The 16431-nt window shown below is 74.1% G+C and carries 13 protein-coding genes; 3 read left to right on the forward strand and 10 right to left on the reverse strand.

Annotated features, from left to right (window positions below; all coding sequences use genetic code 11):
* Positions 1-93: 93 nt before the first annotated feature.
* Both ACSUPR_RS25910 and ACSUPR_RS25915 read right to left on the reverse strand, forming a co-directional pair.
* A complete protein-coding gene (locus ACSUPR_RS25910) occupies positions 94-5577 on the reverse strand; it encodes a carboxyl transferase domain-containing protein (RefSeq protein ID WP_436887318.1) in 5484 nt (1827 codons plus the stop codon).
* Between the two features lie 226 nt (positions 5578-5803).
* A complete protein-coding gene (locus tag ACSUPR_RS25915; protein WP_436887319.1) occupies positions 5804-6796 on the reverse strand; it encodes an alpha/beta fold hydrolase in 993 nt (330 codons plus the stop codon).
* Between the two features lie 85 nt (positions 6797-6881).
* Between ACSUPR_RS25915 and ACSUPR_RS25920 the strand changes: the two genes are divergently transcribed.
* Positions 6882-7124, forward strand: a complete 243-nt coding sequence (locus ACSUPR_RS25920) for an AbrB/MazE/SpoVT family DNA-binding domain-containing protein (RefSeq protein ID WP_436887320.1) — start codon at positions 6882-6884, stop codon at positions 7122-7124.
* Between the two features lie 57 nt (positions 7125-7181).
* Here ACSUPR_RS25920 and ACSUPR_RS25925 read toward each other — a convergent pair whose 3' ends face one another.
* The gene (locus ACSUPR_RS25925; RefSeq protein WP_436887321.1) at positions 7182-7889 is read right to left on the reverse strand and encodes an NADPH-dependent F420 reductase; all 708 of its coding nucleotides are present in this window, start codon (positions 7887-7889) and stop codon (positions 7182-7184) included.
* A complete protein-coding gene (locus ACSUPR_RS25930) occupies positions 7886-8935 on the reverse strand; it encodes an LLM class flavin-dependent oxidoreductase (RefSeq protein WP_436887322.1) in 1050 nt (349 codons plus the stop codon). The genes ACSUPR_RS25925 and ACSUPR_RS25930 overlap by 4 nt, the downstream gene beginning before the upstream one ends.
* A 100-nt stretch (positions 8936-9035) precedes the next feature.
* Between ACSUPR_RS25930 and ACSUPR_RS25935 the strand changes: the two genes are divergently transcribed.
* The gene (locus ACSUPR_RS25935; RefSeq protein WP_436887323.1) at positions 9036-9521 is read left to right on the forward strand and encodes a MarR family winged helix-turn-helix transcriptional regulator; all 486 of its coding nucleotides are present in this window, start codon (positions 9036-9038) and stop codon (positions 9519-9521) included.
* Positions 9522-9570: 49 nt separating this feature from the next.
* On the opposite strand, the gene ACSUPR_RS25940 is transcribed toward ACSUPR_RS25935, so the two are convergent.
* The 6 genes from ACSUPR_RS25940 to ACSUPR_RS25965 all read right to left on the reverse strand — a co-directional run bounded on the left by ACSUPR_RS25940 (position 9571) and on the right by ACSUPR_RS25965 (position 14889).
* The gene (locus ACSUPR_RS25940) at positions 9571-10089 is read right to left on the reverse strand and encodes an SRPBCC domain-containing protein (protein ID WP_436887324.1); all 519 of its coding nucleotides are present in this window, start codon (positions 10087-10089) and stop codon (positions 9571-9573) included.
* Entirely contained in the window at positions 10086-10397 is a 312-nt protein-coding gene (locus ACSUPR_RS25945) for an ArsR/SmtB family transcription factor (RefSeq protein ID WP_436887325.1), read from the reverse strand. The genes ACSUPR_RS25940 and ACSUPR_RS25945 overlap by 4 nt, the downstream gene beginning before the upstream one ends.
* A gap of 67 nt (positions 10398-10464) precedes the next feature.
* Positions 10465-11454 carry an aldo/keto reductase gene (locus tag ACSUPR_RS25950; RefSeq protein ID WP_436887326.1) on the reverse strand — a complete coding sequence of 330 codons (990 nt, stop codon included), beginning with the start codon at positions 11452-11454 and terminating at the stop codon, positions 10465-10467.
* Between the two features lie 213 nt (positions 11455-11667).
* Complete coding sequence (locus tag ACSUPR_RS25955; RefSeq protein ID WP_436887327.1) at positions 11668-12405, reverse strand: hypothetical protein; 738 nt, start codon at positions 12403-12405, stop codon at positions 11668-11670.
* A gap of 1 nt (position 12406) precedes the next feature.
* A complete protein-coding gene (locus ACSUPR_RS25960; protein WP_436887328.1) occupies positions 12407-13783 on the reverse strand; it encodes a vWA domain-containing protein in 1377 nt (458 codons plus the stop codon).
* Entirely contained in the window at positions 13780-14889 is a 1110-nt protein-coding gene (locus ACSUPR_RS25965; protein WP_436887329.1) for an ATP-binding protein, read from the reverse strand. Before ACSUPR_RS25965 ends, ACSUPR_RS25960 begins: the two co-directional genes overlap by 4 nt.
* Positions 14890-15131: 242 nt before the next feature.
* Here ACSUPR_RS25965 and clpX point away from each other — a divergent pair, with 242 nt between their 5' ends.
* A complete protein-coding gene (clpX, locus tag ACSUPR_RS25970; RefSeq protein ID WP_436887330.1) occupies positions 15132-16409 on the forward strand; it encodes an ATP-dependent Clp protease ATP-binding subunit ClpX in 1278 nt (425 codons plus the stop codon).
* Positions 16410-16431: the final 22 nt, after the last annotated feature.

Genomic DNA, 16431 nt, shown 5'->3' on the forward strand with positions numbered 1-16431 from the left:
CGCGCGGACCCGGCCCCCGTCTGGGCCTCCGGGTGCGCGAAAGGGGCCCGGCGGAGATCCGCCGGGCCCCTCCGGGTCCCTCTCGGGCGCCGGTCAGCGCTCGAGGCCGTGCTCGATGGCCTCGATGATCCGCGGCCGCAGCTCCGCGGCGCCGATGATCGCGTCCACCGAGCCCACCTCGACCGCGCGCTGGATGCTGTGCACCCGGTCGAACTCCGCGGCGACCTCGCCGAGCTTCTCGGCCCGCACCGAGGACCGGACCTCGGCCAGGCGGGTGTTGAGCTCGGCCCGCTCGGCACCGCTGGTCTCGGCCACCCGGTTCTGCAGCTCCACCACGCGCGGGTCGCGCGCGGTGCGGTTGTCCACCTCGCCGGAGAACACCACGGCCGCCGCCGGGGCGCCGCCGAGCACCGACGCGAACGACCCCTCCAGGGCCAGCACCGTCATGTTCGGGTTCAGGGCCTTGGAGAACACCACGAACGCGCCGCCGTGGTAGCGGGAGATCACGCAGAACACGATGGGGCCGTCGAAGTTGACGATCGCCCGGCCGATCTCCGCGCCGTACTCCAGCTGGAGGGCGCGCATCGACTCCGGGGAGCCGTCGAACCCGGAGAGGTTCGCCAGCACCACCAGAGGCCGGTTCCCCGACGCCGCGTTGATCGCCCGGGCGACCTTCTTGGACGACTTCGGGAACAGCGTGCCCGCGGTGTAGGTGTCCGGGCCGTCCGCGGGCGGGAAGCCGCGCCGCGGCACCGACCGCGACTCGATGCCCACCAGGCAGACCGGGTGGCCGCCCAGGTGCACGTCCTGGACCACCGCCGTGTCGGCGTCGGCCATGCCCGCCCAGCGCTCCAGCGCCGGGTGGTCCAGGTCGGACAGGGCGCGCATCACCGTGCGGATGTCGAAGGGCTTCTTGCGGTCCGGGTTGTGCTCGGTGGAGAAGATCTCCCCGACGGTGCCGAAGTCGCTGCCCTCGACCCGGTGCGGGTAGGAGGACACGTCGCGGTCGACGGGGTCGTTCGTCCGCGCCCGGCGCGGCGCGTCCTCGCCCGCGGCGACGTAGGTGTGGTCGTAGTGCGCCATCAGCACGTCGCGGGCGCCGGCCAGGTCGGGCGCCCAGTACTGGGCCTGGCCGTTGGGGCCCATGACCCGGTCGTGGCCGCCGATGCCGAAGTTGTCCTCGGCGGACACGCCGCCGGAGAAGTCCAGCGACTGCTTGCCCGTCAGCACCATCGCCGAGTCCGGCGTCATCACCAGGATGCCCTTGGTGTGCATGAGCATCGTCGCCTCGGCGTTCCAGTACGGCTGGGCGCCGACGTTGATACCCGCGACCACGATGTTGATCTCGCCCCCGGCCTGGGTGAACTCGACGATGCGCCGGAGCGCGGCCGCCACCCAGTCCATGTTCTCGGTGCCGGAGGACATCGAGATCCGGGCGCCCGCCGACAGGGCGAACCACTCCAGCGGCACCCCCATCCGCTCGGCCAGGTCCAGGGCGGCGATCACCCGCGAGCACTCGGGCTCGGACAGGGCGCCCAGGGCCTTGGTCGGGTCGCCGAACAGCACCACCCGCGTGACGCCCTGCGGGTGCAGTGCGGTGGGCGTGGTGACGACGCCCGCCACGATCGCCGCGGTGTTGCCGCCCCTGGGGCGGTCCACCGGCACCAGGGCCCCGTTCCCGTCGAGGTCGTGCTCGACGAAGGACCCCTCGGGCCCGGCGAGCATGCCGGTCAGCTCGTAGGGGTAGACGGTCCCGCGGCGGGCCGCGCGCAGCACCTTCTGGCGGTAGTCGTCCAGGACCGGTACCGGCTCCGTCGAGGGGCGGTCGATGTGCACCTGCGGACCCCGGGCGGGGTCGAGGGTGATCCGCACGGCGACCTCGGTCAGCTCGCCCTCGGCGTTGCGCTGGCGGGCCACGAACTGGACCTCCTCCAGTCCGGCGCCCTCGGTGGTGGGCAGGATGCGCTGCACGAGGGTGTCGAGCTCCTCCAGGTCGAGCTCGGTCGACGGCCAGACGTACATGAGGATGCGGTTGGTGTCGAACCGCTTGTTCTGCGGCCGCTGCGCCTGGACGTTGCGGATCGCCTCCAGGCAGCCGCTGAGGGTGTCCTCCACGGCGGGCAGCGCGATGAGTCGGCCCTCGGAGTCGCGCAGCGGGGTGAGGTCGCGGACCTGGCTCATCGCGATGAGCCGCTCGTCGGCCGGGTTGCTGCGGGCCGCGGCCTTGAACAGATAGATCTCCTCGTCGGCGGAGGGCAGCCGGGTGAGGTCGAACTCCTGGAGCCGCTGCAGCTGGAGCCGCCGGGCCAGCTGCGGGTGCAGGCCGCGGATGAGCCGGTCCTCGGCCAGGCCGTCCCCGGAGGGGCGGAACGTGAAGTGGTGGTGCATCACGCTGCCGCCCGCGCCGGCCACGGTGGTGGTGATGCGGCGCACGGACGCCGGGAACTCCTGGGCGGCGAGCAGCTCGCCCAGGCGCACCGCCATCGCGTCCACGTCGGGCTGGTCCTCCCAGCCGATGTAGAGGTCGGCGGCCAGGCCCCGCTCGGGCGCCCCGTCCGCGGCCGCGGCGACGGCGTCCAGTGCGGCGGGCAGCGCGGAGATGTCCACCGCGGTGGTGAACAGCCGGGTGGTGCCCCGGGGGTCGGCGTGGTCGGCGGTGACCGTCCGGCAGCCCGCGCTCTCCCCGACGGAGACCGCGGACAGGCCGCGGTTGCCGTAGTAGCGGCGGGTCAGCACCTCCAGCAGCGGCGCGTGGTCGCGGCCGGGCCGCCCGATCCGCTGCCCGATGAGCCGGACCAGCGGCTCGGACCCGGCCACCATGGCCTGGATGCGCTCGGCGCGGTCCGGGGCGTCGGGGTTGCGGTCCAGGTAGCGCAGGTCGTCGCGGACCGCCGCGTACACCCTGGCTCGGTTGCGCCGCAGCAGGGGCTGGGTGAACCAGCGGAACACGGTGCCGCGGGCCAGGTCGGACACGGCGGGGAAGCGGACCTGGGTGGCGGCCACCAGGTGCTCCAGGGTGAGCCCGGCGCGCTCGGTGAGGGACCGGGCGGGCACGGCCCCGGACAGCCAGGCGCGCAGCAGTCGGGACACGGCCTCCACGTGGGTGCCCATCCGCTGCTGGGTGAGGAAGATCCGGAAGACCGCGTCCTCCAGCTCGGGGGTGCGGTCCAGGCCGGTGACGCCGTAGTGGGCCAGGACCTCCGTGAGCCTGGTCCGGAAGGCGGCGGGGACCCCGGCGCGCTCCACGTCCAGGCTCTGCAGGTAGCCGTGGAAGAGCTCGCGGGGGCTGTGCACCTGGCCGTCCTGCTCGGCGTCGGACGTCCCGGCGGGCCGGTTGCGGCTCAGCTCGGACAGGTCGGCGAACAGGGAGACCAGCTCCAGCTCGCCCTCGGAGGGCCGGTCGCCCAGTTCGGCGCGCGCCTTCAGGTAGTCCGTCAGCACCCGCTCGACCCCGGCGCGGTCGAAGTCGTAGCCGAGCAGCGCGGCGCGCAGGTCCCGCAGGCCGCGCTCGGCGCGTTCGGCGGCGGTGGGGGCGGCGGCCGGTGCGGGCAGGTCGATCTCGACGGCGGCCGCGGTCTCCCGCGCGGCGCCGGCGTCCTCGTCGGCCAGCGGCTCCAGACGCATCAGCGGGGCGCCGGTCTCCACCTGGCCGCCCACGGACACCGGGCACTCGCGGACGCGGGCGCGGAACGGCGCGCGCAGCACCGTCTCCATCTTCATGCTCTCCAGCACCAGGATCGGCGCGCCCGCCTCGACCTCGTCGCCGACCGCCAGGGGGGTGGCGACCACCAGCGCGGGGGCGGGGGAGCGGACCACGCCGCCCTCGTCGAGGCTGATCCGGTGGGTGACGCCGTCGATCTCCACCAGGTGGACCGGACCGTGCACGGCCGACACCATCCGGTACCGGCGGCCGTTGACCGTGATCCGGCCGCTGTACCGGTCGAAGCGCTCCACCGAGACGTCGGCGGGGTGGACGTCGCCGCCGCCGGAGACGCCGACGCGGAAGCGGTCCGGCCCGGTCCGGGCGACGTGCACCCGGTAGCCGACCCCGCGGAGCTTGAGCTCCAGCGGGCGGCCCGGGTCGTGCTGCACCTGCGGGCGGCCGCCGTGCGCGGTGGACAGCAGGCGGCGGCGGCTCACCTCCTCGGTGTCCAGGTAGGCCTCGATGGCCGCGGCGGCCAGGGCGACCGCGGAGTGCCGGTGGTCGACCAGGCGGCCCTGGGCGCGCACGCGGTCGATCCAGCCGGTGTCGGCGGTCGCGTCGATGACCTCGGGCTGTTCGAGGAGTTCGAGAACGAAGCCCTTGTTGGTGGCCCCGCCCTCGATGACGACGGTGGTCTCGGCCATCGCGCGGCGCAGCCGGGCCAGCGCCTGCTCGCGGTCGCTGCCGTAGGCGATGACCTTGGCGATCATCGAGTCGAAGTCGGCGGGGATCTCGTCGCCCTCGCGCACGCCGGTGTCCACGCGGATGCCGGGGCCCACGGGGAAGCGCAGGTGGGTGATGCGGCCGGGGGAGGGGGCGAAGTCGCGGTCGGGGTCCTCGGCGTTGAGGCGGGCCTCGACGGCGTGGCCCTCCTCGCGGGGCTGGGCGCCCTCGAGGCGGCCGCCGGAGGCCACGTGCAGCTGGAGCCGGACCAGGTCGGTGTCGGTGGTGACCTCGGTGATGGGGTGCTCGACCTGGAGGCGGGTGTTGACCTCCAGGAACGCGAACAGCTTCTCGCCGGGGTGGTAGAGGAACTCGACGGTGCAGGCGCCGCGGTAGCCGACGGCGACGGCGAGCCGCTCGGCCGAGGCCTTGAGCTCGGCGACCTGGCCGGGGGACAGGACGGGGGAGGAGGACTCCTCGATGATCTTCTGGTTGCGGCGCTGCACGGAGCAGTCGCGCACGCCCAGGGCCCAGGCGGTGCCCTGGCCGTCGGCGATGACCTGGACCTCGACGTGGCGGGCGCCGGTGACCAGGCGCTCCAGGAAGACGACGCCGGAGCCGAACGCGCGCAGCGCCTCCTGGCCGGTGCGCTCGTAGGCCTCGGCCAGCTCCTCGGGGGAGGACACCTTGCGGATGCCGCGCCCGCCGCCGCCCGCGGTGGCCTTGAGCATCAGCGGGTAGCCGATCTCCTCGCCCGCGCGCAGCGCGTCCTCCAGGGTGGCGACCTCGCCGCGGCTCCAGGGGGCGACCGGGACGCCCACCTCCTCGGCGATCAGCTTGGCGCCGATCTTGTCGCCCAGGCGGCGCATCGCCTCCCCGCTGGGGCCGATGAAGGTGACGCCGATCTTCTCGCACAGCTCGGCGAAGGCGGGGTCCTCGGCGACGAAGCCCCAGCCGACCCAGGCGGCGTCGGCGCGGGTCTCGACCAGGGCGCGTTCCAGGACGGCGTGGTCGAGGTAGGGCCGGGCCGCGGCCGGGCCCAGGGAGTAGGCGATGTCGGCCTCGCGCACGAAGGTGGCGTTGCGGTCGGCATCGGTGTACAGGGCGACCGTTTCGATCCGGGCCCCCGTTTCGGCGGAAAGTTCCCGGACGGCGTGGATGAGCCGCATCGCGGCCTCTCCACGGTTGACGATGGCGACACGACCGAACACCGGCCGACCTCCCCGATTGTTTGACGACAGAAGGCGACCTCCGGGGTGTGGAGGTCGCCTTTCCCTGCTTGTGCCTCTACTCTCCTGGATCGCTCACGGGCACGCGATATTCCGAATCGCCCACAGCTGGAGCCGAACCTTGTGGGAACTCCACAAAAGGCACTCCGGTCACCCCGCTTCACGTGACCGATCCCACCCGGGTGTGTGTTCGCGGGCGGCCGGCCGCTCAGGGCAGGCGCGCGGTCAGCCGGGCCAGCGCCGCCAGGTACTCCTTCGGCCGTTCGAAGTGCACCAGGTGCCCGGATCCGACGGTGACGGTGTCGGCGCCGCCGAGCAGCCGCGCGGCGCGGGCGGCGTCGCCGGTGTCCATCGCGGCCATGAGGACGCCCCCGTCGGAGTAGGAGGTGCCGTGGGTGTCGTGCCACCAGGTGGTGTGGACGAGCACGGCGGGGGCGGAGACGGACCGCAGCGCCTCCTCGGTGTCGAAGCCCCGGTACCAGGCCCCGTCGTCCCAGGCCGTTCCGAAGGCCGGGTCGTACTCGGCCATGCCCTCGAAGTACACGTTGACGAGTTCGGGCAGGAAGCCGATGCGCAGGGCCCGCCCGGGGTGCCGGTCGATCCACCGCAGCGCGTACCGGGTGAGCGGCCGGGCCAACGGGCCGAAGAACGCGAAGTAGTCGCCGTGCTCGACGAAGTACCGCTGGAAGTCGTGGGCCGGCCGGTCGCGCAGGTAGGCGGTGGCGAGCCGGGGCAGCACGCCGCCGATGGTGTCGGCGATGCGGGGGGCGACCGACGAGAACAGCGGCGGGTCCTCCAGCAGGAGCCCGCGCACGAGGCCGGGGTGCCGGGCGGCCAGGCCGAGGGCGAGCAGCCCCCCGGAGGAGTGCCCGGAGACCAGGACCGGTCCGTCGGCGACCTGCTCGACGAACCCGGCGAGCAGGTCGGCCAGGTGAGCGTTGGTGTACGCGCCGGCGGGCAGCCGGTCGGAGCGGCCGTGGCCGGGGACGTCGACGGCGTACACGCGGTGGTCGCGGACCAGCCCGGGCAGTACCCGGCGGTGGTCCTGCCACCGGCTGCCCTGCCCGTGGACCAGCAGCAGGGGCGGGCCGGAGGCGGGTCCCTCCCCGTAGGAGAGGCGTGTTCCGTCGACGACGGCCTCGCGCCCGGTGACGCCGAGGGCGCCGAGTCCCCGCCGTATCCGTTCCCCGGTCCGTGCCATGGCCCCTCCGCGGTTATGGAGTATTCTCACTTTTCGCACTAGTGTAACAAGTAGTACCAGTGGGAAGAGTGGAGGGCGAGCGCGGATGCAGGGCATGATCCAGGGGCCCGACGGCCGGTACATCGTCGGTACGGTCAAGGTCGGCGAGAAGGGGCAGATCGTGATCCCCAAGGACGCGCGTGACCTGCTGGGGCTGTCGCCGGGGGACACGCTGCTGGTGCTGGTGGACACCGAGCAGGGCATCGCCCTGGTCGACAACGAGCGCTTCCAGCACTTCGCGCGCGGCATCCTGGCGGCGGGGGGCGGTCCCGAGGCCCCCGCCTCCTGACGGTGCCCGGGCTCCCGGGCCGCCGGATCCCCGGCCGCGCCCGGTGCCCGGCGGCTTTCAGGCCGGGGCGCCCCCGCGCGCGGCGATCACCGCGCGCCCCCGCTCGGATTCGGGGAAGCGCGCGATCATCGCGCGCAGCCCGTCGGCGTTCGTGTTCGCGCCGAAGGGCGGGGTGCCCGGCTCCAGGCGCACCCCCGCGGCCAGCGGGCCCGCCACCACCGGGTCGAACCCGAGTGCGTCCACGATGCCCGCCACCAGGTCCAGGTCGGCCGGATCGTCGCCGGCGACCGCGATCGCCCGTCGGTCCGGGGACCCGGCGGGCCGGGCGCCGTCCTCCAGGTCGTGGTAGCCCATGTGGTTGAAGGCCTTGACCACCCGGGCCCCCGCCAGGAAGGCCTGGACGATCTCGCTGGAGGAGGTGCGCGGGTCCACCAGGTCCTCGCGGACCCCGTCCACCTCCCACCAGTGGTTCATGGCGTCGATGACGGTCCGGCCGGCCAGGGCCTCGGCCGGGATCGTCCGATACCTGCCGAGCGGCAGCGCCAGCACCGCCACGTCGGCCTTGGCCGCGGCCTCCTCCTTGGTCACCGCCTCGGCACCCGGGGCGAGCACCGACACCGTCAGTTCGATCTCGGCGGGGTCGCCGGAACCGGCCACCAGCACCTGGTACCCGGCCGCCAGCGCCAGCCGGGCCAGCACCGTGCCGATCTTGCCCGCGCCCAGCACGCCCAGGGTGAGCGCGTCCCCCCGTTCCGCCTCATTCACGGGTTCCCCGCCTCTCGGCCTGCGAGGATGTCACGGACCATCGGGATGACCCGGGTCCCGTACAGTTCGACCGCGCGCATGCGGTCCTTCGCCGGGGTCGACCCGGAGGAGTAGATCAGGTCGAACCTGCCCAATCCCAGGGTCCGGACGGACGCGGCCACCTTGCGTGCCACGGTCTCGGGAGAGCCGACGTACATCGACCCGTGGGCGATCTCGGACGCGAACTCCTCCGGGCGCAGCGGCGGCCAGCCGCGCTGGGCGCCGATCCGGTCGCGGATGACCTTGTACCGGGGGTAGAAGATCTCCCTGGCCTGTTCGTCGGTGTCGGCGATGAATCCGGGCGAGTGCATGCCCACGGGATGCGCGACCGTGCCGAACTGCGCGGCGGCCCGCTCGTACAGCTCGGTGTACGGCTTGAACCGGGCCGGGGACCCGCCGATGACGGCCAGCATCAGCGGCAGCCCGTGGCGCGCGGTGCGGATCACCGACTGGGGGGACCCGCCGACCCCGACCCACGTGTTCAGCCGCCCGGAGTCGGTCTTGGGGAACACGTCGGCGTTGTCCAGCGGCGCGCGCACCGTGCCGCTCCACGTCACCGGCTTCTCGTCGAGCAGCTTGACGAAGAGGTCGATCTTCTCCTCGAACAGCACCTCGTAGTCGGCCAGGTCGTAGCCGAACAGCGGAAAGGACTCGGTGAACGAGCCGCGGCCCAGGATGACCTCGGCCCGTCCGCCGGACAGCGCGTCCACGGTGGCGAAGCGCTGGAAGACCCGTACCGGGTCGTCGGAGCTGAGCACGGTCACGCCCGACCCGAGCCTGATGCGCGAGGTGCGCCCGGCGATCCCGGCCAGCACGGTCTCGGGGCTGGAGATCGCGTACTCGGGGCGGTGGTGCTCGCCCAGGGCGACGGCGTCGACGCCGACCTCGTCGGCCAGGACGGCCTCGTCGACGACCTGGCGGATGGCCGCGCCGTAGGAGAGGAGCTCTCCGCCCTCGCCCTCGGGGACGTCGCCGAAGGTGTCGAGCCCGAACAGCAGGTCGGACATGGGGATCCTCCTTGGCGGGGAGGCGTCGGCCCCGTCCGCATAGTGGTTGACGCGTCAATTATGCGATCATATGATTGACATGTCAATGAGGAGGCCGCGGATGAGCGAGGACACACCGGTCCGGCGGGGCAGGCGCCTGCCCACCCGGGAGGAGCTGCGCGACTGGCGGGTGTTCACCGAGACCTCGGACGCGCTGCGCGCCGAGCTCGCCGCGCGCCTGCAGAACGAGACCGGGCTCTCCCCGTCCGACTACAGGGTTCTGCTCGCCCTGTCCGAGGCGGAGGGGGAGCGGCTGCGCTCCTCCGAGCTCGCCGACGCCGTCGGCTGGGAGCGCAGCCGTCTCTCCCACCACATCAAGCGCATGGAGCGGCGCGGGCTGATCCGCCGAGAGGACTGCGCCGCCGACAGCCGGGGCGCCGAGATCGTCCTGGAGGGGGAGGGGTCCGCGGCCTTCCACGGCGCGACCGTTCCGCACCTGACCGCCGTCCGCGAACTCTTCGTGGACGCCCTCACCCCGGAACAGGTCGCCGCCGCGGGGGAGATCGCCCGGGCCCTGCGCGCCCACCTGGACGCGCACGCCTCCTGAACCGCCCCGCGGCCCGCCGGGGGCGCCGCACGTCCGCCCCCGGCCGGGTTCAGGAGGCGGCGATCAGCTTCCCGTAGAGCTCCTGCAGCGGCGCGGGGTCGGGTTCGGCCAGGTGGTCGGCGGTACCGGTGTCCAGGAGCGCCTCCAGGTACTCCAGGCACACGTGGAACCCGGCGGCGGTGCCCGCCGCCCCCTCCGGGTCGGGGACGGTCAGGGTGGTGAACGTCAGCAGGGTCCCGCCGTCGGCCTCCTCCAGCTCCCAGCGCAGGACGTCGCCGTCCCACGTCCACTCGAACACCGACGGCGGGTCCCAGACCCGGATCCGGCCGTGCAGCGGGGGTTCCCCGTCCCCGTCCGGCCCGGTGTCCGACGGCCAGAAGGGCAGCTCGATCGCGGCCCCCGCGCGGCGCTCGCCCACGATGTCGCAGGGCAGCCAGTGGGCGAGGTGCGCGGACTCGGTGAGCGCCCGCCAGACCTTCTCCCGGCCGTGGGCGAGCCTGCGCCGGAAGCGCAGCTCCCAGCCGCCGTCCGTGCGGCGCACGGCGGCGGTCCGCTCGTCGGTGCTCATGCTTCCTCCATGGTGTCGAGATGCGCTTCGAGTGCGTCCAGCCGCTCGTCCCAGGCCTCCCGGAACGGGCCGAGCCACACGTCGATCTCGCGCAGCGGATCCGGACGCAGCCGGTACACGCGCTGTCGGGCGTGCTGCCGGACGGTGACCAGCCCGGCGTCCTTGAGCACCCTGAGGTGCTTGGAGACGCCGGGCTGGGACAGCGGCAGGGCGCGGACGATCTCCCCGGCCGACTTCTCCCCCTCCAGGAGGAGGTCGAGGATGCGGCGGCGGTGGGGTTCGGCGACGACTTCGAGCACACCGGTCATGCACCTGATATTACTTGTGGGAAATATTTCCCGCAAGCAATATGGCTGGTGCTCCCGACGGCGGTGATCAGGAGGCGGCGTCGAGACGGGCGCGCTGCTCCTCGGTGAGTTCCAGGTCGAGGGCGCCCAGGCTCTCCTCCAGCTGCTCCACCGTGGAGGCGCCCACCAGCGGGATGATGGGCAGTTCGTGGCCCATCTGCCAGGCCAGGACCACCTGGTTGGGGGTGGCGCCGGTCTCGGCGGCGACCTTCTCCAGGGCGGCCGTGCGGGCGGTGTTGCCGGGGTGGTCGTAGTCGCGGGGCAGCGGCTTGTCGGTGCGGGTGTAGGCGCCGCTCAGCAGCGGGGTGTAGGCCACCAGGGTCAGCCCCGGCTCGGCGCGCAGGTAGGTCAGCAGGTCCGGACCCGCCCCGCCGATGTTGCCGTCCCGGCACAGCGGGTCCCCGATGTCGGTGCGCGGCCGCAGATAGCTGTGCTGGTACTGGAGTACCTCGTAACCGGGCAGGCCCGCGGCGGCGGCCAGGGCGCGGGAGCGCTCCACCCGCCAGACGGAGTGGTTGCTCACCCCCAGCAGCCCCACCGAACCCTCCTTCACCAGGTCGGCGAAGCCCTCGACCGTCTCCTCCAGGGGAACGTCCCCCTGGTCCTCGATGTGCGCGTACAGCAGGTCGATCCGCTCCAGGCCCAGGCGCTCGCGGCTGGCCTCGGAGGACTCCCGGATGGTCCGGGCCGACAGGCCCTCGGCGTTGTCGGTGTAGCTCGTCCCCGGGGCGAGCGGGCGGGCGCCGAGCTTGGTGGCGACGAAGATCTCGTCTCCGACGCCGCGGCTGCGCCGCCAGCGGCCGATCAGCTCCTCGCTCTGCCCGCCCTGGCCGCCGTCCGCCCAGAAGGCGTAGTTGTTGGAGGTGTCGAGGAAGTCACCGCCGGCCTCGACGTAGCGGTCCAGGATCGCGAAGGACGTCTTCTCGTCGGTCTTCGTGCCCATGTTCATCGTGCCCAGGGCGAGGGCGCTCACCTCGCGCCGGGTCGCGGGGTCGTTTCCGATGGTGCGCTGGCGCATGGGTTCCTCCCGTTCGCGGCCCACTCCGCGCGGGCCCTGGAACAGGAGTCTGCGACCTGGAGCGCACTCCAGGTCAAGCCCCGGCGCGGCGGATCCCGCCTCGGGGCCCCGGCCCGCCCGGGCGGCGACCACCGCCCGCAGCACCGGACGGTGTGCGGCACACGCCGTCGCCGCCCGCGGCCCGGCCCCGGGAGCGCCGCTCCGCAGGCGTGCTCAGCCGCCCCCGCCCAGGGCGCGCAGCACGCGGGCCCGCTCCGCGTCCACCCCCTGTCCGCGCAGCCGCACCGCCTCGGCCGGGGAGAACCCCGCCACCGCCCAGGCGGCGACCTCTCCGCGCGGCACGCCCGCGTCCCACCAGGCGCGCAGCAGGTCCACCGCGTCGGTGTCCAGGGACCGCGCCTCGGCGGCGGTGAACCCCAGCGTGCACAGGATCAGCGCCCGCGCCGGGTCGATCCCGGCCCGGGCCCACGGCACCGCCTCCGGCCCCGACCAGCCGGTGTCCGCGAAGGGGCGGGCCGCGGCCGCCGGGACCCCGGCGGCCAGCAGCGCGCCCATCCCGTCCCCGCGCCCGTCCTCCGGTACGGCGTCCGGGGACCGGCGCCGGCGCAGCAGGCGGTGCAGCACGCCCCGCGGACGCGGCCGCTCGCCCGCCAGGTGCCGGTCGGCGGCCTCCGCGTGCGTGTATCCCAGTTCGTGCCAGCGCACCGCCTCCTGCGGGGTCATCCCCGCCCGCAGCAGCGGTCGCACGGTGTGGGGCGTCAGCCCGGCGGTCCGCCAGGCCAGTGCGGGTCCCGGCCGGTACACGCCCGAGGCCCGCCACCGCTCGGCGGCCGCCAGCGCGAACCCGGCGCCGATCCACCGCCGGGCCTCACCGACCTCGAAGCCGCGCGCGGTCCACTCGTGCAGGTCCTCCGGCCGCTCCGGGCCGTCGGGGTCGAACAGCGTCTCCATGTCATGCTCCTCGGGGCCGGGGGTCTTCGGGACCGGGCTTCGGGCGGGGGAGGCCGGGGACGGCCGACGGGGGCGCCGCCCCGGGCGGCCCGGGAGCACCGGCCGCCCGGCCCCGGGCCCGGGGAGCGGCGGGCAGCGGGACCACGTGCGCCCACGCGGGCGGCTCCGGCGCCGCGGTCCCGGCCACCAGGCCGATGACCACCGGTGTCCGGGGCGGTGCGTCCGGCCACGGAGTGTGTCCGTCGGTGAGCACCAGCACCAGGTCGGGGCGCAGCCGCGCCGCCGCGGCGATCCCCTCGCGCAGGTCGGTACCGCCCCCGCCGACCAGGTGCACCTCCTCCGCCCGGCGCACCGTCTGCGCGGGGTGGGCGGTCCGGTCGCAGCAGACCACCCGCAGCCGCCGCCGGGGACCGCAGGCGCGCTCCAGCACACCCGCGACCTCTGCGAGCAGCAGGCGCAGCACCCCGTCGGCGACGCTGCCGGAGGTGTCCACCACCACCGCCACATCGGGGACCGGTGCGGCCGTCGCGGGCAGCAGCACCCGGCCGTGCGGCCCCGGCGGGCCCTGGCGGCGCGAGGGCCTGCGGTAGGTGAAGTCCGTCCGCCCGGCGCCCGGGCGCACCCCGCGCCGCAGCACCGCTCCCAGCCGGGCCCGCCAGTCCACCGCGGGCATCAGCCGCTCCCGCGCCCAGCGCTCCCAGCCGCCGGGCACGTCCGAGCGCGCCGCGGCCCGGGCGAGGACGTCGCGGGCCAGCGCCGCCTCCAGCACCGCCCGCTCCACCGCGGACAGGGCGTCGGCTCCGGGCCGCTCGTAGGACCGGCCCAGACCGTCCGCGGAGCGGCCGCAGTCCACCGGGTCGGCCACCGGCCGGCCGCCCCCGGCCTCCTCCAGGACCTCGATCTCCGACAGGTACTCCTCGGCCAGCCGCCCCGGGGGCATGCCCAGGAGGCGGGGCGAGACCACGCCCGCGGGGGCGTCCGTACCGGCCGCCTCCAGATCGTCGTTGACCTCGGCGTCTGCGGCCAGGTTCCACCGCCGGGCCACCGGGTCGCCGGGGTCCGCGGCCCCCGCCGGGGCCCGGTCGGCGTGGCGGCGTACCAGGTGGCCGACGCCGTGCAGCAGCCACCACCCGAACTCCGCCGTCGGCACGGCCAGCGCGGTCCCCGGGTCGATGTGCACCCGCCAGCCGGGGTCGGCCGGGAAGGCGCGGAGGTCCGGGTCGGGGACGGGTTCGCCGGTCGCCTCGTCGCGGCGCGGCTCCAGCACGACCGGGGTGAGAGAGAACAGGGCGTGCGCCAGGTAGGGCGCCCGGGAGACCGCCCACAGGCGGGCCGCCGAGAACACGGCCGCCACCCGTGCCTCCTCCCCGGGGCTCACGCCGGCCCCCCGGGCATCAGCCCGGCCGCCCGCAGCACCGGTGCCAGCTCCAGCAGCGCCGGGGGCGGGGTCGCCCCGGCCGGACGGCGGGCCGCCAGGTCGCGTGCGGAGGCCGCCGCCACGTCCGGCAGGGTCCGGGAGACCCGGGCGACCACCTCCCAGGCCCGTTCCCAGGACGCGGCGCCGCCGTCGGCCGCCACATGGGCGACCAGCGCGCCCAGCAGGGCGTGCAGCCGGTCGGCCCGGTCCGGCAGCGGCAGTCCGGGGTCGGCGAGCAGCTCCTCGGGGGCGGGCAGGTCCAGGGTGCGCAGCCAGGAGAGCGCCTCGAACCCGGCCGCCTCGCCCACGGCGCCCACCACCAGGGCCGCCACCGCCGCCTCGCACTCCGGTGCGCCGGGATTGGCCCGCCCGGCGGCCAGCGCCACCGCGGCCGCCTCCCAGCTGCGCGGGCTGGGCCACCCCCGGCCCGCCCGGGCCGGATCGTCGGGCACGGCGAGCACCAGCTCGGGGCGTACCCGCAGGAACGCCCCGACGGCGGAGCGGGCCGCCGCGACCTGCTCCGTGGAGGGGGCGGCCGCGCTCCCGGCGCCGGAGGCGGGGAACCCGTGCGCGAACCCCGCGGCGACATCGGCGGCCGAGACCTCCCGGTCCAGGTGGACCAGCCGGTTGGCCAGCGGGGCCGACAGCTCCCAGCCGTCGGCGGCCAGCCCCGGCGGGTTGGCCGCCGCCACGATCCGCACACCCCCGGGCAGCACCAGGTCTCCCACGGTGCGCTCCAGCAGGACGCGCAGCATCGCCGCCTGCACGGCGGGCGGGGCGGTGGTCAGCTCGTCCAGGAACAGCAGGCCCCCGTCGGCCTCGGCCAGACGCTCGGCCCAGCGGGGCGGGGCGAACCGGGTGCCGCCTTCGTGCACGACGGGCAGGCCGGAGAAGTCCCCGGGTTCCCGGACGGAGCCGACGACCACCTCCACGGGCAGGTCCAGCTCGCGCCCCAGGGCCAGGACGGACGCGGTCTTGCCGGTGCCGGGCGCGCCCCACAGCAGGACCGGCAGGTTCGCGCGCACGGCCAGGGCGAGCGCGGTGCGGATGGGCGCGGTGTCCTTCACAGGGTCCTCCCGGGGTCGGGTCGCGGGTGCGCCGGTCCGGCCCGGGGAAGGGCCGCGCCGACATGAGTCAACCTAAGTTGACTCCCCGGCGAAGTCAACCCCGGTTGACTCTCCGGGAGTGGGCGCGTCCCCAGTCCGCGGTCGCGCCGGCTGGATTGCGCGGTCTCCGAACCGGGGTAGCGTGGAGGGCGGAGGCGTCCCCTGCGACGGGGCCGGCGCCCCAGCCCGTGAGGAGACGTTCAGTGACACGCACCGGTGCCGGCGGGCCCCTGCTCAAGTGCTCGTTCTGCGGCAAGGACCAGAGTGAGGTCCGCAGGCTGATCGCCGGACCCGGCCACATCTGCATCTGCGATGAGTGCGTCGGGCTCTGCAACGAGATCATGGAGGAGGAGGACGGCGTCCTCCCCGCCGAGGACTCCTGGGATGCGTTGCCCAAGCCGCGGGAGATCTACGAGTTCCTGGATTCGTATGTGATCGGGCAGGACCAGGCGAAGAAGGCGTTGTCGGTGGCGGTCTACAACCACTACAAGCGGGTGCGTTCCGAGGGGGAGCGCCCGGGTGGTGAGGATGTGGAGATCGCGAAGTCGAACATTCTGCTGCTGGGTCCGACGGGGTCGGGTAAGACGTTGCTGGCGCAGACGTTGGCGCGGATTCTGAACGTGCCGTTCGCGATCGCCGATGCGACGGCGCTGACGGAGGCGGGGTATGTCGGTGAGGATGTGGAGAACATCCTGTTGAAGTTGATCCAGGCGGCCGATTACGACGTGAAGAAGGCCGAGACGGGGATCATCTACATCGACGAGGTGGACAAGGTCGCTCGTAAGAGTGAGAATCCCTCGATCACGCGGGATGTGTCGGGTGAGGGGGTGCAGCAGGCGTTGTTGAAGATCTTGGAGGGGACGACGGCGAGTGTGCCTCCGCAGGGGGGTCGTAAGCATCCGCACCAGGAGTTCATCCAGATCGATACGACGAATGTGTTGTTCATCTGTGGTGGGGCTTTCGCCGGGTTGGACAAGATCATCGAGTCGCGTACGGGGCGGCAGGGGATGGGGTTCAATGCGGTGTTGCGGTCGAAGGAGGAGCTCGCCGGGGGTGGGTTCGGTGAGGTGATGCCGGAGGATCTGTTGAAGTTCGGGATGATCCCGGAGTTCATCGGTCGGTTGCCGGTGATCACGAGTGTGCACGATCTGGATCGTGGGGCGTTGATCCGGATTCTGACGGAGCCGCGTAATGCGTTGGTGAAGCAGTATCAGCGGTTGTTCGAGTTGGACGGTGTGGGGTTGGAGTTCACGCCGGACGCGTTGGAGGCGATCGCTGAGCAGGGGATCATTCGGGGGACGGGTGCGCGTGGGTTGCGGGCGATCATCGAGGAGGTGTTGTTGTCGGTGATGTACGAGGTGCCCTCTCGTGAGGATGTGGGTCGGGTGATCATTTCGCGGGAGACGGTGATCGACAACGTGAATCCGACGATCGTGCCGCGGGCGCAGGTGGAGCCGCAGCGCCGTAAGAAGTCCGCCTGACCGGACGCCCCGCGCCCGGGTC

Source organism: Nocardiopsis dassonvillei (assembly GCF_964273065.1).
Classification (GTDB): Bacteria; Actinomycetota; Actinomycetes; order Streptosporangiales; family Streptosporangiaceae; genus Nocardiopsis; species Nocardiopsis dassonvillei_B.

What these genes read in the sequence shown, in the direction of transcription:
- ACSUPR_RS25915 (WP_436887319.1), bottom strand. Translation starts at nt 6,796, where the DNA reads ATGGCACGGACCGGGGAACGGATACGGCGGGGACTCGGCGCCCTCGGC.
- ACSUPR_RS25920 (WP_436887320.1), top strand. Translation starts at nt 6,882, where the DNA reads ATGCAGGGCATGATCCAGGGGCCCGACGGCCGGTACATCGTCGGTACG.
- ACSUPR_RS25930 (WP_436887322.1), bottom strand. Translation starts at nt 8,935, where the DNA reads ATGTCCGACCTGCTGTTCGGGCTCGACACCTTCGGCGACGTCCCCGAG.
- ACSUPR_RS25935 (WP_436887323.1), top strand. Translation starts at nt 9,036, where the DNA reads ATGAGCGAGGACACACCGGTCCGGCGGGGCAGGCGCCTGCCCACCCGG.
- ACSUPR_RS25940 (WP_436887324.1), bottom strand. Translation starts at nt 10,089, where the DNA reads ATGAGCACCGACGAGCGGACCGCCGCCGTGCGCCGCACGGACGGCGGC.
- ACSUPR_RS25945 (WP_436887325.1), bottom strand. Translation starts at nt 10,397, where the DNA reads ATGACCGGTGTGCTCGAAGTCGTCGCCGAACCCCACCGCCGCCGCATC.
- ACSUPR_RS25950 (WP_436887326.1), bottom strand. Translation starts at nt 11,454, where the DNA reads ATGCGCCAGCGCACCATCGGAAACGACCCCGCGACCCGGCGCGAGGTG.
- ACSUPR_RS25955 (WP_436887327.1), bottom strand. Translation starts at nt 12,405, where the DNA reads ATGGAGACGCTGTTCGACCCCGACGGCCCGGAGCGGCCGGAGGACCTG.